This window comes from Phaeobacter sp. QD34_24 (genome assembly GCF_028890115.1).
In the GTDB taxonomy this organism is placed as follows: Bacteria; Pseudomonadota; Alphaproteobacteria; order Rhodobacterales; family Rhodobacteraceae; genus Phycobacter.
Map to the genome: position 1 here is coordinate 198094 of NZ_JARCJD010000004.1, position 14013 is coordinate 212106.

At 62.0% G+C, this 14013-nt stretch carries 12 protein-coding genes; 9 read left to right on the forward strand and 3 right to left on the reverse strand.

Going from position 1 to position 14013, the window contains the following annotated elements; translation table 11 throughout:
* Positions 1-97 precede the first annotated feature (97 nt).
* A complete protein-coding gene (locus PXK07_RS04850) occupies positions 98-1291 on the forward strand; it encodes a hydantoinase/carbamoylase family amidase (protein ID WP_274847068.1) in 1194 nt (397 codons plus the stop codon).
* 26 nt (positions 1292-1317) lie between these two features.
* Here PXK07_RS04850 and PXK07_RS04855 read toward each other — a convergent pair whose 3' ends face one another.
* The 3 genes from PXK07_RS04855 to PXK07_RS04865 form a co-directional block, all read right to left on the reverse strand.
* Positions 1318-1569: a WGR domain-containing protein gene (locus PXK07_RS04855; protein ID WP_274847069.1), complete on the reverse strand. Its 252-nt coding sequence runs from the start codon at positions 1567-1569 to the stop codon at positions 1318-1320.
* Positions 1570-1883: 314 nt separating this feature from the next.
* Positions 1884-2588: a response regulator transcription factor gene (locus PXK07_RS04860; RefSeq protein ID WP_274847070.1), complete on the reverse strand. Its 705-nt coding sequence runs from the start codon at positions 2586-2588 to the stop codon at positions 1884-1886.
* Positions 2585-4486 carry a hybrid sensor histidine kinase/response regulator gene (locus tag PXK07_RS04865; protein ID WP_274847071.1) on the reverse strand — a complete coding sequence of 634 codons (1902 nt, stop codon included), beginning with the start codon at positions 4484-4486 and terminating at the stop codon, positions 2585-2587. Before PXK07_RS04865 ends, PXK07_RS04860 begins: the two co-directional genes overlap by 4 nt.
* 436 nt (positions 4487-4922) lie before the next feature.
* Between PXK07_RS04865 and PXK07_RS04870 the strand changes: the two genes are divergently transcribed.
* From PXK07_RS04870 to PXK07_RS04905, 8 genes are all read left to right on the forward strand, one after another.
* The gene (locus tag PXK07_RS04870) at positions 4923-6896 is read left to right on the forward strand and encodes an AMP-binding protein (protein WP_274847072.1); all 1974 of its coding nucleotides are present in this window, start codon (positions 4923-4925) and stop codon (positions 6894-6896) included.
* Between the two features lie 55 nt (positions 6897-6951).
* Entirely contained in the window at positions 6952-7761 is an 810-nt protein-coding gene (locus PXK07_RS04875) for an ABC transporter ATP-binding protein (RefSeq protein ID WP_274847098.1), read from the forward strand.
* Between the two features lie 27 nt (positions 7762-7788).
* Positions 7789-8775: a branched-chain amino acid ABC transporter permease gene (locus PXK07_RS04880; RefSeq protein ID WP_274847073.1), complete on the forward strand. Its 987-nt coding sequence runs from the start codon at positions 7789-7791 to the stop codon at positions 8773-8775.
* Between the two features lie 93 nt (positions 8776-8868).
* Positions 8869-9126 (forward strand): hypothetical protein, encoded by a 258-nt coding sequence (locus PXK07_RS04885; RefSeq protein ID WP_274847074.1) that lies wholly within the window; start codon positions 8869-8871, stop codon positions 9124-9126.
* Between the two features lie 3 nt (positions 9127-9129).
* Positions 9130-10206 (forward strand): branched-chain amino acid ABC transporter permease, encoded by a 1077-nt coding sequence (locus PXK07_RS04890; protein WP_274847075.1) that lies wholly within the window; start codon positions 9130-9132, stop codon positions 10204-10206.
* Between the two features lie 100 nt (positions 10207-10306).
* Positions 10307-11590, forward strand: coding sequence for an ABC transporter substrate-binding protein (locus tag PXK07_RS04895; RefSeq protein WP_274847076.1), 1284 nt, complete (start codon positions 10307-10309; stop codon positions 11588-11590).
* 172 nt (positions 11591-11762) lie between these two features.
* On the forward strand, positions 11763-12599 hold the full coding sequence (locus PXK07_RS04900; protein ID WP_274847077.1) for an ABC transporter ATP-binding protein: 837 nt from the start codon (positions 11763-11765) through the stop codon (positions 12597-12599).
* Positions 12600-12616: 17 nt separating this feature from the next.
* Positions 12617-13834: a phenylacetate--CoA ligase family protein gene (locus PXK07_RS04905; protein WP_274847078.1), complete on the forward strand. Its 1218-nt coding sequence runs from the start codon at positions 12617-12619 to the stop codon at positions 13832-13834.
* The last annotated feature ends 179 nt before the right edge of the window (positions 13835-14013 follow it).

Genomic DNA, 14013 nt, shown 5'->3' on the forward strand with positions numbered 1-14013 from the left:
AATAAAGGTTAATGGATTGTTAATGTATTTCAAATCGTGAAATATGTACCCGAGGCGCGCCAGAATGGAGACGCCGGAAAATACAGGAGAAACCGGGATGACGATCAATCCTCAGCGGTTCTTGGCGGATCTCCACACGCTGCGGTCTTTCGGGGCATCGGGTGTGGGCAAAGGGGTTGTACGTCCAGCATATTCGGCAGTTGAAATTGCCTCCCGTCGCTGGCTGGCCAGCCGCATGCAGGAGGCAGGGCTGGAGGTGCGCTTTGATGCGCTGGGCAACCTTTTTGGACTGGCCGGGGAAAGGTCGCTGCTGGTCGGCTCGCATAGTGACAGCCAGCCCGAAGGCGGGTGGCTGGATGGGGCGCTGGGCGTGATTGCCGGGCTGGAAATCGCCCGCGCCAGCAAGGAAGCCGGTGGTCCGCCGGTTTCGGTTGTCAGCTTCCAGGATGAAGAGGGTCGCTTCGGAGTGCTAACCGGCTCGGATGTCTGGACCGGGCGGATGGCCCTGGCCGATGCCGACCGGCTGACCGACACCGAGGGGCAGACGCTGCGCTCTGCCCGGCAGCGGATGAAAGAGGGGGGCGGGAAAAGCGTCACGACGGACCTGTTCACCGGTTTCCTGGAAATGCATATCGAACAGGGGCCGGTTCTGGACGAATCCAGTGACCGGATCGGGGTGGTCACCAATATCGTCGGCATCCGCAATGTAAAGGTCACCGTGAAGGGCCGGCAGAACCATGCGGGGACGACGCCGATGCACCTGCGCCGGGATGCTTTTCAGGCGCTTGTCGCGCTCAATGCGCGGCTGAACGAAGAGTTTTCCAAGATCGTCACCCCGGCCACGGTCTGGACCGTCGGTCATGTGGATGTGCATCCCAACGCCTCTTCCGTGGTGCCGGGAAGGGTCAGCTTTTCGCTGCAGTGGCGCGATGCCGACAAGGCACGCTTGCAGGCCATGGAAGAGATCGTGCGCCAGACCTGCACCGAGATCGCACAGGCCTGTGGTGTCGCGGTCGAGATGGAGCCTGTGATGGGGATCGATCCGGTCGCGATGGACGTGAGGGTTCAGGCGGCGCTTGAACAGGCCTCCGAGGCCTTGGCGCCGGGGCAGTGGCGGCAGATGCCCTCGGGCGCCTTGCATGATGCGGCGAATGTGGCGCCGGTCCTGCCCACGGGAATGCTCTTCGTGCCCTCCATCGGCGGCATCAGCCATGCCTTTGACGAGGATACGGATGAGGAAGACCTGGTTCTGGGGCTGGAGGTTCTCGCCCGCGCGGCGGAGGCGCTTTGACCTCTGCGATTTGAGGCCTGGCCGGTCTACTCGGCAGCAATCGCTGCCGGTGTGGCGCGGTCGTAGCCGCGCCGGATCATGCGGTTGCGGTGCCTGTCGGCAGCATCAGAGGCCTCGCGCAGGTTGCCGTAGATATTGATCACACATTGCCCGCCACGCCCTGCGATACCCCATTCCCGCAGGACAGAGACCTCTGAGAACAGGTTCATGGCCAGTTCGATCCGGTAGAAGCGGGAGGGTCGTGCCGAGGTTCGGCGATAGAGTAGGCAGGTCGTCATGCGGTGATTCTAATCAAGGCGATTCGGCCCGACAAGAGCGGAACGGCCAGGCAGGATCTCCCGCCCGTTACCGGGGTTTTGAAAAACCCCGCTGCCCGTTGGGCGTAGCGCCGCTGACGCGGCGCGGCCGCGATCAGGACCGGATCGGTATGGGATGAGGGTCCTATATGGGATGAGGGTCCTATTTGGAGGCTTGTATCGGATCAGGGTGTGCGCCGCGTCAGCGGCGCCGGGCCCAACGGGAGATGCGTCTCGTAGAGGCGCAGGCGACGGGCGGGAGGGCCACCCACGCTGTGAGGCAACCCGGCCCAGTCTCAGCTCCAGCTGACATCCCCCAGGAAGATATAGCCGGCACCGTAGATGGTCTTGATTAACCGCGGATTCTTGGGATCTTCGCGCAGCTTGGTGCGCAGGCGTGAGACGCGCACATCCATGGCCCGGTCAAAGCTGTCGCCAGCGGCACCGCCAAGCGCCTCTTGCATCTGGGCGCGGGAAATCAGCCGCTTGGGACTGTCCAAAAACAGGCGCAGCACCTCGCCTTCGGCATGGGAGAAGGGGGTCTCGGTGCCGTCCTCGTCTTCCAGCACATAGCGGTCGAAATGGGCCGTCCAGCCGGAGAACTGTGCCGAGTTCCCGCTTTGCACCTGGCTGCGTGGGCCGCCACGCAGGCGGGCGCGGATGCGGGCGACCACTTCGGTGGGGTCAAAGGGTTTGGTGATGTAATCATCCGCGCCCAGCTCCAACCCTGTCACCCGGTCCTGCACCTGGGCGCGGCCCGAAATGATGATCACCGCGGCGCCCTGTTCCAGCGCCAGTCGGTGCACGAGGCTCAACCCGTCGGTATCGGGCAGCGACAGGTCCACCAGGCACACATCCGGTGTCACCCGTTTCAGCGAGGCTTCGAATTCGCGGGCACGAGAGAAGCTTTGCGTGCGAAACCCCGCCTCCTCCAGTGTTTCGGTCAGGATCTGACGGATCTCCGGTTCATCGTCCAGAATTGTGACAAGAGGCGCGCTCATGAAGATTTCTCCGGTTTGATCAGTGCCGAAAGCTGCTGGGTGGTGAAGGGTTTCTGCAGCACGGGTCCGCGCTGCAGGGCGGCGCGGTGCAGCCCATCGCCCGGCGGCAGCGAGGTCATCAGGATACAGGGCAGCTGTGATCCGGCCAGCCGGTCGGCAAGGTCGATGCCGGTTGCCTCGCCTTCGAGCCGGATATCGGACAGCACCAGCGCGATGTCGGGAATATCTGCCGTCAGGGCCGAGGCCTCGTCCACGCTGGTCGCCTCGATCACCGAATAGCCAAGGTCGATCAGCATGTCGCGGAAGGTGGCGCGCAGGCTTTCGCTGTCCTCCACCAGAAGCGCGATCCCGCCCGAGGCATCGGGTGCCAGCCGATAGGGCAGGCGCAGGGTGACGCTGGCGCCCGAAACCGTATTGCCGATGCGCATGTCGCCGCCGGTGGATTTCGCCATGTCATAGACCGAGGGCAGACCAAGGCCCGAGCCTTCGCTGCCCTTGGTGGTGAAAAACGGGTTCAGCGCCTGTTTCAGCGCCTCCGGGGAAAAGCCGGGGCCGGTGTCGGTCACCGTGATTTCAAGCCAGGTCTGCCCGACCGCATGGGCGCTGACGGTGATCTGCCCGGTGGTGCCGCAGGCGTCGCGCGCATTGAAGATGAGATTGAGCAGGGCATCCTGCAGCTTGCCGGCATCGAGCAGCAGCAGGACATCCGGCATGTTGTCGAGAATACTGAGGCCGATGCCTTGTGGCAGCGAGGGCGAGGCGAGGATCTGCAATTCGGTCAGCAGCACATGCATGTCGGTGGCCTGCGGGCGCAGGCTGCGCTGGCCGGTCATCTCTCCGATCCGGTTCAGGAGCCGCCCGCCGCGCCGGGCCGCCGACAGGGTACCTTGGATCAGCTCTTCTGCCTCGGGCGGAAGGTCCATCTTGGAAAGCTTTCCCTGCATGCCAAGGATGATGGTCAGGAGGTTGGAAAAGTCATGCGCCAGCCCCGAGGTCATCTGCGCGGCCATCTCGCGGCGGCGGGCCTGTTGCAGCGCGACGCGGGCCTGGGTTTCCTCGGTCACATCCATCGACAGGATGAAGACGCCGCCGCTGTTGTCGGGGGTGAAGGCCACGCGGATGCGGCGGCTGCCGTGCTCTTCGGTGAACTCAAAGACCGGGCTGCTGCCCTTGTAGGCGGCCATCAGGTGCGGCTCGATCCGGGCAAAGGCCCCGGGTCCGAGTGCGGCGGAGATATGCATGCCCAGGATGTCGGAAGGGCGGCTTGGGAAGACCGAGCTCAGACGCCGGTTGGTGTAGGTATAAAAGCCGTCGGCATCCACATGGGCGATATGGGCCGGCATCATCTCGGTGGTCAGGCGCGTGCGGGCCTCGATGTCGGTGAGCTGGCGCTTGGCCTCTTCCAGGGCGCTGTTGGTGGCGGCCAGCTTGCGGTTGGCGGCGGAAAGCTCTTCGGTGTGGGCAATCAGGCGATCCGACATTTCCTCGGAGCGGGCGCGCAGCAGAAGCTCGACCCGCTTGGTGCGGGTGATGTCGGTATAGACCGAGACCCAGCCACCCTGCGGCAGGGGCGCGCCTTCGATCGAGATGACCTGCCCATTGGCGCGGGTGCGTTCCAGGTAATGCGGTACAAAGGCCAGCGCCTGTTCGACGCGGGCCTGTACGAAGTCGTCGATATCCTCGATCGGCCCGTATTCGCCGCTTTCGGCGATATGGCGGATGGTTTCATCGAACCGGGCGCCGGGGGTGACCAACCGGTCGGGAAGCGCGAACATTTCCTTGAAGCGCCGGTTGCAGACGGCGAGGCGTAGATCGTTGTCATAGATCGACAGCGCCTGGGCGATCAGGTTCAGCCCGGCGGTGGTCATGGCGGCGCGTTGTTTGTCTGACTGGTGCATGCGTTCTCCCGCGCCATGGCTATCACTGTGACGCTGCGGGGCAAAGGGCAGGGCCGGTTGCTTTGAAGGCATCCTGGCGGGTCTTGTCAATCTCGGGGCGGGGGTGGCTCCCGCCCATTCGGCATTTTCTGCGAAAACGCCTCATCGGTTGGGCCCGGCGCCGCGCCTTGCGCGGCGCCGGGCCCAAGGTCGCCAAGGGGTCGCAAGACACCTGCGGGCGCGGGAGAGCCATGCTGTTTCTTGCAACCGAACGGCAAGCGATGAGGCCATGTGCAACGCCACAACAGGAAATTGGTCGATCTTGTTACAATTCGTAAGATTTGGGAAAACATCAGGAAAAAGTTGACGCGCTACCCTTTGGCAGGTCCTAATCGGGATCAGAATCGCGATACAGCGATCATCCGGCCGGGGGAGGTCGGAAAGGGAGGATATAGAATTGGCTCAGACGCAGTCGGGCGCCGCAGGACTTCAGTCCCTGTCGGCGCTGCTTGAACGTAACGCCACCGAGTTTGCCGACCAGCCCGCCTATCGGGAGAAGGAATTCGGCATCTGGCAGTGCTGGACCTGGGCGGAAACCGCCAAGGAGATCGAGGCACTGGCTCTTGGCCTGATCAACCTTGGGGTTCAGGAAGGCGATTTCATCGCAATCATCGGACGCAACCGTCCATATCTCTATTGGTCGATGGTGGCCGCCCAGTCCGTGGGCGCGATCCCGGTGCCGGTCTACAATGACTCGGCTGCTGAAGAACTGGCCTATGTGCTGGATCACTGCGGCGCGCGCTATGTGATCGCGGAAGATCAGGAGCAGGTCGACAAGGTGCTGGAGATCCAGGACCAGTTGCACGATCTGAAACACATGATCTACCTGGATCCGCGCGGCATGCGCAAATACGACCATCACACCCTGCACCAGTACAGCCATGTGCAGGAACAGGGTCGTGCGGCCTATGATGAGTGGATCACCGATCTGAAAGAACGCCGCGGCAAGCTGACCTACGACAGCACCTGCGTGATGCTTTACACCTCGGGCACCACCGGCAAGCCCAAGGGCGTGGTCCTGTCGAACCGCAATGTGGTCGAAAGCGCCAAGAACTCGGCCGATTTCGATGGTCTGACCCGCAGCGAAGACATCCTGTCCTACCTGCCGATGGCCTGGGTTGGGGATTTCATCTTCTCGATCGGCCAGGCCTACTGGTGCGGCTTCTGCGTGAACTGCCCGGAAAGCCAGGACACCATGATGACCGACCTACGCGAGATCGGTCCGACCTATTTCTTCGCCCCGCCGCGCGTCTTCGAAGGCCAGCTGACCAGCGTGATGATCCGCATGGAAGATGCAGGCGCGATGAAGCGCAAGATGTTCCACCACTTCCTGGCCCACGCCAAGAAGGTTGGCGGCGACATCCTCGATGGCAAGCCAGTCGGCCTGATGGACCGGCTGAAGTACAAGCTGGGCGACATCCTGGTCTACGGCCCGCTGAAGGATACCCTGGGCTATGGCCGTATCCGTGTGGGCTATACCGCCGGTGAGGCGATCGGCCCCGAGATCTTTGATTTCTACCGTTCGCTGGGGATCAACCTGAAACAGCTTTACGGTCAGACCGAGGCGACGGTGTTCATCACCGTGCAGCCCGATGGCGAAGTGCGCGCTGATACTGTAGGTGTCCCCGCGCCCGACGTTGAGATCCGCATCGATGACAACGGCGAGATCCACTACCGCTCGCCCGGTGTCTTTGTGGAATACTACAAGAACGCCGAATCCACCGCCTCGACCAAGGACGCGGAAGGCTGGGTTGCCACGGGCGATGCGGGCTTCATCGAAAGCGACAGCGGCCATCTGCGTATCATCGACCGTGCCAAGGACGTTGGCAAAATGGCCAGCGGCGCCATGTTCGCCCCCAAATATGTCGAGAACAAGCTGAAGTTCTATCCCGACATCCTTGAGGCGGTGCTGTTCGGCAATGGCAAGGATCGCTGCGTCGCCTTCATCAACATCGACCTCACGGCGGTGGGCAACTGGGCCGAGCGCAACAACATCGCCTATGCGTCCTATCAGGAACTGGCAGGCCATCCCCGGGTTCTGGAAAGCATCCGCCAGCATGTGGAAGAGGTGAACAAATCCGTCGCCGCCGACGAGATGCTGTCGGGCTGCCAGGTGCACCGCTTCGTGGTACTGCACAAGGAACTGGACGCGGATGACGGCGAGATGACCCGTACCCGCAAGGTGCGCCGCCGCATCGTCGAGGAGAAGTTCAACGACATCATCACCGCGTTGTACGACGGCTCCGAGAAGATCTCGACCACGACCGAGGTGACTTATGAGGACGGTCGCAAGGGTGCCATCAGCGCCACGTTGACCATCGTCGATGCGAAGGTCGTTCCTGTGACCACACAGCAGGTGGCAGCCGAATGATGATCCGCGCGACAAAGACAGGCAGCCAGAAAAAGGGGCTGGGCACGTGAAAGATATGGAAGAAGGATACGTCACCGAGGATGGCCGCAAGATTGGCGGCGTGGTGATGGAAATGAAGAACATCACCCTGCGGTTCGGCGGTGTGGTGGCGATCAAGGACATCTCGTTCGACATCCGCCAGGGCGAGATCCGCGCGATCATCGGTCCGAACGGCGCGGGCAAGTCCTCGATGCTGAACGTGATCTCGGGTTTTTACGTCCCGCAGGAAGGTCAGGTCCTCTATCAGGGCAAGCCGCGCCCGCAGATGCGCCCCTATGAGGTCGCGCGTCAGGGTATCGCGCGGACCTTCCAGAACATCGCCCTGTTCGAAGGCATGAGCGTTCTGGACAACGTGATGACCGGTCGGCTCAACTACATGAAGACCGGTCTGTTCAGCCAGGCCCTGTGGAAGGGCAAGGCCGAAAAGGAAGAGACCGAGAACCGCGAAGTGGTCGAGAAGGTCATCGACTTCCTGGAGATCCAGCACATCCGCAAGACCCCGGTGGCACGTCTGCCCTACGGTCTGAAGAAACGGGTGGAACTGGCGCGCGCCCTTGCGGCCGAGCCGAGCCTGCTTTTGCTGGACGAACCCATGGCCGGCATGAACGTCGAGGAAAAAGAGGACATGTCCCGCTTCATCCTTGATGTGAACGATGAATTCGGCACCACCATCGCCTTGATCGAACACGACATGGGCGTGGTGATGGATCTGTCCGACCGGGTGGTCGTGATGGATTACGGCAAGAAGATCGGCGATGGCACGCCGGACGAGGTCCGCAACAACCAGGATGTGATCGACGCCTACCTTGGCGTTGCGCATGACTGACCATCACCGGCTTGAGGGAGGCGAAACATGCCTGAACAACTGATTTTTGCGATGGAAGTCACGCTCAACGGTCTGATGGCCGGCGTGCTCTATGCGCTTGTCGCGCTCGGATTTGTCCTGATTTACAAGGCATCCGGCATCTTCAACTACGCCCAGGGCGTCATGGCGCTGTTCGCGGCGATGACCCTGGTGGGGATCATGAACGGACAGGTGCCCTTTGCGCATCTGATCAACGCGATCTTCGGCGGCCATATCACCCATTTCGGATGGACGATCCCGTCCTTCCTGGCCATCGTCCTGACCGTGGCGGTCATGGTGCTCTTGGCCTGGCTGGTGCAGGTTCTGGTGATGAAGCACCTGGTCGGCCAGGAGCCGATCATCCTGTTCATGGCCACCATCGGTCTGGCCTACTTCCTGGAAGGCGTCGCCGACCTGATGTGGGGCTCCGAGATCAAGACGCTGGATGTGGGCATCCCGCAGGGCATCAACCTGTGGATCGACGAGAAGACCTACAACATCTTCGGTTACGGCTTCTTCATCGACAACCTCGACATCGTGGCCACCGTCGTTGCGGCGCTTCTGGTGACGGGTCTGGTGATCTTTGCCCAATACACCAAGCAGGGCCGCGCCATGCGCGCCGTGGCGGACGATCACCAGGCGGCCCTGTCCGTCGGTATCTCGCTGAACTTCATCTGGGTTCTGGTCTGGTCGGTTGCCGGTTTCGTGGCTCTGGTCGCGGGTATCATGTGGGGCACCAAGTCCGGCGTGCAGTTCTCGCTGTCGCTGATCGCCCTGAAGGCTCTGCCTGTTCTGATGCTCGGGGGCTTTACCTCGATCCCCGGCGCCATCGTCGGCGGGTTGATCATCGGTGTGGGCGAGAAGCTGTTTGAATTCGCCATCGGCCCGATGGTCGGCGGCGCCACCGAGAACTGGTTTGCCTATGTTCTGGCGCTGCTGTTCCTGGTGTTCCGCCCGCAAGGCCTGTTCGGCGAGAAGATCATCGAAAGGGTCTGACGCAGACCCATCATATCAAGGGCGGTTCCGTTCGGGGAGGGATGGGGCCGCACCGCAGGAGACTGAACGCAAACCAAGAAGGGAGGAAGACGCATGAGAAAGCTCGTTGCCATCGTCAATGTGATCGCCTGGTCAGGGTTTTGGGCCTTTGGCTACCTGGCGCTTGCCTCCGGAGACTTTACCGACACGCAGGTCGTGATCTCCGCCCTTCTGGCCGCTGCAGGTCTTTTCACAGGGATCCTCGCCTATCTGCGACTGGCCCGCATGGCCGAGGCCAGCGGATACGCGAAGAAGACAAATCAACTGGACGCAGCGGCCCGCAACCGCGCGCAGGAAAAAGGGAGCATCTGAAGCATGTTCTACCGTGAAGCCGGAGACTTTAAGGTCTCTTACCAGGACGACAGCCAGACGTTTCCGATCAAGTTCGATCGCTATCGTTACTATGCAGTGCTGGCCTTTGCCTTTCTGGTCATCCCCTTTGTCATCAACGACTACTGGGCGAATGCGATCCTGCTGCCGTTCCTGATCTACTCGATCGCCGCCATCGGGCTGAACATCCTGGTCGGCTACTGTGGCCAGGTGAGCCTTGGCACCGGCGGCTTCATGGCGGTGGGTGCCTATGCGGTCTACAAGCTGATGACGGCCTTCCCCGAAGTGAGCATGTTCATCCATGTTCTGCTGGCGGGCGGGATCACCGCGCTGGTCTGTGTGGCCTTCGGCCTGCCGTCCCTGCGGATCAAGGGCTTCTACCTCGCGGTGGCAACCCTGGCGGCGCAGTTCTTCCTGGTCTGGCTGTTCAACCGCGTGCCGTGGTTCTACAACTACTCGGCCTCGGGTCAGATCAACGCGCCCGAGCGTGATGTATTCGGCATCGTGATCACCGGCCCCAACGCGGCGTCCTGGGCGACCTATTTCTTCTGCCTGATCTTCCTGGCCTTCTGCGCCATCGTGGCCCGCAACCTGACGCGCGGCACCACCGGCCGGACCTGGATGGCGATCCGCGACATGGACATCGCCGCCGAGATCATCGGGGTGAACCCGCTGAAGGCGAAACTCACCGCCTTTGCCGTCTCCGGTTTCTTCATCGGCATCTCGGGCGCTCTGTTCTTCGCCGTCTACCTGGGCGCCGTCGAAGTGGGCGAGGCCTTCGGCATCAACAAATCGTTCCTGGTGCTGTTCATGGTGATCATCGGCGGTCTGGGCTCGATCTTCGGCTCCTTTGCCGGTGCCGCCTTCCTGGTGCTGCTGCCGGTGGTTCTGAAGGTGATCGGCGTGGACCTGATGGGCTGGCCGACGGATATCGTGGCGCATTTCCAGCTGGTGATCGTCGGTGCGCTGATCGTCTTCTTCCTGATCGTGGAGCCGCACGGGCTGGCCCAGCTGTGGCGCGTCGCCAAGGAAAAACTGAGACTCTGGCCCTTCCCGCACTGACGCGGGAACGGCAGATCGTCGCGGGGGCAAGAAGAAGGGTCAACCTACGCACCCCGCACATTGAAACTATCGGATAAGACCAATGGGAGGAATGAACCCGATGAAACTGAAATTGACTACTCTGGCGCTGGGTGCGCTGATGGCCGCTGGCCCCGCCATGGCGGACCTGGTGTTCCCGTCGCTCAGCTACCGCACCGGCCCCTATGCGGCAGGCGGCATCCCCTTCGCGGATGGCTATGCCGACTACCTGACCCTGGTGAACGAACGCGATGGCGGCATCGGCGGTGTCAAGACGCGGCTGGTCGAGTGTGAAACCGGCTACAACACCGAAAAAGGTGTGGAATGCTACGAATCCACCAAGGGTGAAGGCGCGCTGGTCTATCAACCGCTGTCCACCGGTATCACCTATCAGCTGATCCCAAAAACCGCAGCTGACGGCATCCCGCTTCACACCATGGGCTATGGCCGGACCTCGGCAGCCAACGGCAATGTGTTCGGCAACGTCTTCAACTACCCGGCAAACTACTGGGATGGCGCCTCGGGCATCATCACCTACCTGCTGGACAGCAACGGCGGTGACATCAAGGGCAAGAAGATCGCCCTTCTGTTCCACAACTCCGCTTACGGCAAAGAGCCGATCCGCACCCTGGAAGAGCTGTCCAAGAAGCACGGTTTCGAGCTGTCGACCCTGCCCGTTGACCACCCCGGTCAGGAGCAGAAGTCCCAGTGGCTGCAGATCCGCCGCGACCGTCCCGACTATGTCGTGATGTGGGGCTGGGGCGTGATGAACCAGGTTGCCATCCAGGAAGCCGCAAACGTCCGCTTCCCGATGGAAAACTTCATCGGCGTCTGGTGGTCCGGTGCCGAGCATGATGTTCTGTCCGCCGGTGCAAAGGCTGACGGCTACAAGGCCGTGACCTTCCACAACGTTGGCCGTGACTTCCCGGTCTTCGACGACATGCAGAAATATGTCGTGGACAAGGGCCTGGCCGCAGGTGCAGGCGATCAGATCGGTAACGTTCTTTACAACCGTGGCATGTACGCGGCGATGCTGGCTGTCGAGGCCGCCAAGACCGCCCAGGAAATCCACGGCGTGAAGGACATCACCCCGCAGATGATGCGCGACGGTATGGAAGCGCTGGAAATGCCCGAAGCCCGCATGTCGGCGCTTGGCATGCCCTACTTCGGCCCCTCCTTCAACGTCTCCTGTGAAAACCACGGTGGCCCCGGCCTGGTCGGCATTACCCAGTGGAATGCAGAGACCAAGACCTGGAGCCTGATCTCGGACTTCCAGAAGACCGACACCGCTGTGATCCAGCCGCTGATCGAAGCCGACTCGGCCTCCTACGCCTCGGAAAACAACATCGAACCGCGTTGTAAGTAAGGCCTGTTCCGCTCCTGCCTTCGGCGGGAGCGGGCACAAAATCCCGGTGCGGCGGCCTGCTGCCGCACCACCTCCGAAGAGACACCGATCCGGGCACTTGCGAATTCATACGCTTCGCCTCCCGCCCCGGACCAGGCCGCAACAGGCCGTGACCGCATGAGGACAAACTTTGATGCTCGACGCAGCAAACACCACCGATGTGCAGGCCGAGACCCTGCTTGAGGTCAACAATATCGAGGTGATCTACAACCACGTGATCCTCGTGCTGAAGGGCGTCAGCCTGAAGGTCCCAAAGGGCGGCATCACCGCGCTTCTGGGCGGCAATGGCGCCGGCAAGACCACCACGCTCAAGGCGGTTTCCAACCTGCTGCATTCCGAACGCGGCGAAGTGACCAAAGGCTCGATCAAGTATCGCGGTCAGCCCATGGACTCGCTTGATCCCGCCGACGTGGTGCGCAAGGGCGTCATCCAGGTGATGGAAGGCCGCCATTGTTTCGAACACCTGACGGTTGAGGAAAACCTGCTGACCGGCGCATATACGCGCGGTGACAGCAAGGGCGACATCCAGCGCGACCTGGAAATGGTCTACAGCTACTTCCCGCGCCTGAAGGAACGCCGCAAATCGCAGGCGGGCTATACCTCGGGCGGTGAGCAGCAGATGGTTGCAATGGGCCGCGCCCTGATGAGCCGTCCTGAAACCATCCTCCTGGACGAACCCTCCATGGGTCTGGCGCCGCAGCTGGTGGAGCAGATCTTTGGCATCGTGAAATCGATCAACGAGAACGAAGGCGTGACCTTCCTCCTGGCCGAACAGAACACCAACGTGGCGCTGCGCTTTGCCCATTATGGCTACATCCTGGAATCGGGCCGCGTGGTGATGGACGGCCCCGCCGCCGAACTGCGCGAGAACCCGGATGTGAAGGAATTCTACCTCGGCATGTCCGACGAAGGCCGCAAGAGCTTCCGCGACGTGCGCTCCTACCGCCGCCGCAAGCGGTGGCTGAGCTGATGCGGGATGGTAACGATATGACCTTTTTTGACACACTCGAAACCCGCTCTGCAGATGAACGCGCCGCTGATCTGGCAAAGGCCCTGCCGGGCCAGATCGCCCGCGCCAAATCGGCGCCCGGCTATGGCGCATCGCTGGCCGATGCGGATCCGGCTGCGATCACCAGCGCGGCTGATCTGGCGGCGCTGCCGGTGCTGCGCAAGTCCGAGCTGAGCCGGGCCCAGGCCGAGAACGCGCCTTTTGGCGGGTTCACGGTGAAGCCCGCCCACGGCTTCGCGCATATCTTCCAGTCTCCCGGACCGATCTACGAGCCGGGCGGCAGCGAACATGACTGGTGGCGCATGGGCCGCTTCCTGCATGCGGCCGGCATCGGCGCTGGCGATGTGGTGCAGAACTGCTTTGGCTATCACCTGACGCCCGCCGGCATGATCTTTGAAAACGGTGCACGTGCCGTTGGGGCTGCGGTTCTTCCCGCAGGCACCGGACAGACCGAACTTCAGGTGACGGCGGCCCGCGATGTGGGCGCCACCGCCTATGCCGGCACTCCGGATTTCCTGAAGGTGATCCTCGACAAAGCCGAGGCCATGGGCGTCACGCTGGGCTACAAGAAGGCGGTCGTGGGTGGCGGGGCGCTGTTCCCCTCGCTACGCCAGGAATATGCGGATCGCGGCATCGCCTGCCTGCAGTCCTATGCCACCGCGGATCTTGGCAATATCGCCTATGAAACCGCAGCGATGGAGGGGATGATCGTCGATGAGAACGTCATCGTCGAGATCGTCACCCCAGGCACCGGCACTCCCGTCGCACCGGGCGAGGTGGGCGAGGTGGTCGTCACCACGCTCAACCCCGACTACCCGCTGATCCGTTTCGCCACCGGCGATCTGTCGGCGGTGCTGCCGGGTGTCTCTCCCTGTGGCCGCACCAATATGCGGATCAAGGGCTGGATGGGCCGCGCCGATCAGACCACCAAGATCAAGGGCATGTTCGTGCGCCCTGAACAGGTGGCCGCATTGGTCGAAAAACACGATGAGATCGTCAAGGCCCGCGTCATCGCTGCCCGTGACGGCGAGATGGACACGATGACCGTGCAGATCGAAGCCAATGGCGGTGATGAAGTCACCTTTGGCAAATCGGTGATCGACGTGCTGAAGCTCAAGGGCAAGATCGAGGTCGTCGCTCCGGGCAGCCTGCCCAAGGATGGTCTGGTGATCGAGGACCAGCGCAGCTACGACTGATTGCTCTTTGCCAGAATGAACAGGACAGCCGGGCTGGCATATGGCCCGGCTGTTTTCCGTTGCAGGTGTGCCTGTTTCCGGGGGGCTATTTCCGCGGGGCCGATTTCCGTTGGGCCTGTTTCCTGCTGGAATTTCCGACATAAATGATCGAAATAGGAAAAGCTCCAAACCGCAAAAGG

What these genes read in the sequence shown, in the direction of transcription:
- PXK07_RS04890 (WP_274847075.1), top strand. Translation starts at nt 9,130, where the DNA reads ATGTTCTACCGTGAAGCCGGAGACTTTAAGGTCTCTTACCAGGACGAC.
- PXK07_RS04885 (WP_274847074.1), top strand. Translation starts at nt 8,869, where the DNA reads ATGAGAAAGCTCGTTGCCATCGTCAATGTGATCGCCTGGTCAGGGTTT.
- PXK07_RS04855 (WP_274847069.1), bottom strand. Translation starts at nt 1,569, where the DNA reads ATGACGACCTGCCTACTCTATCGCCGAACCTCGGCACGACCCTCCCGC.
- PXK07_RS04865 (WP_274847071.1), bottom strand. Translation starts at nt 4,486, where the DNA reads ATGCACCAGTCAGACAAACAACGCGCCGCCATGACCACCGCCGGGCTG.
- PXK07_RS04850 (WP_274847068.1), top strand. Translation starts at nt 98, where the DNA reads ATGACGATCAATCCTCAGCGGTTCTTGGCGGATCTCCACACGCTGCGG.
- PXK07_RS04905 (WP_274847078.1), top strand. Translation starts at nt 12,617, where the DNA reads ATGACCTTTTTTGACACACTCGAAACCCGCTCTGCAGATGAACGCGCC.
- PXK07_RS04880 (WP_274847073.1), top strand. Translation starts at nt 7,789, where the DNA reads ATGCCTGAACAACTGATTTTTGCGATGGAAGTCACGCTCAACGGTCTG.
- PXK07_RS04860 (WP_274847070.1), bottom strand. Translation starts at nt 2,588, where the DNA reads ATGAGCGCGCCTCTTGTCACAATTCTGGACGATGAACCGGAGATCCGT.
- PXK07_RS04900 (WP_274847077.1), top strand. Translation starts at nt 11,763, where the DNA reads ATGCTCGACGCAGCAAACACCACCGATGTGCAGGCCGAGACCCTGCTT.
- PXK07_RS04895 (WP_274847076.1), top strand. Translation starts at nt 10,307, where the DNA reads ATGAAACTGAAATTGACTACTCTGGCGCTGGGTGCGCTGATGGCCGCT.
- PXK07_RS04875 (WP_274847098.1), top strand. Translation starts at nt 6,952, where the DNA reads ATGGAAGAAGGATACGTCACCGAGGATGGCCGCAAGATTGGCGGCGTG.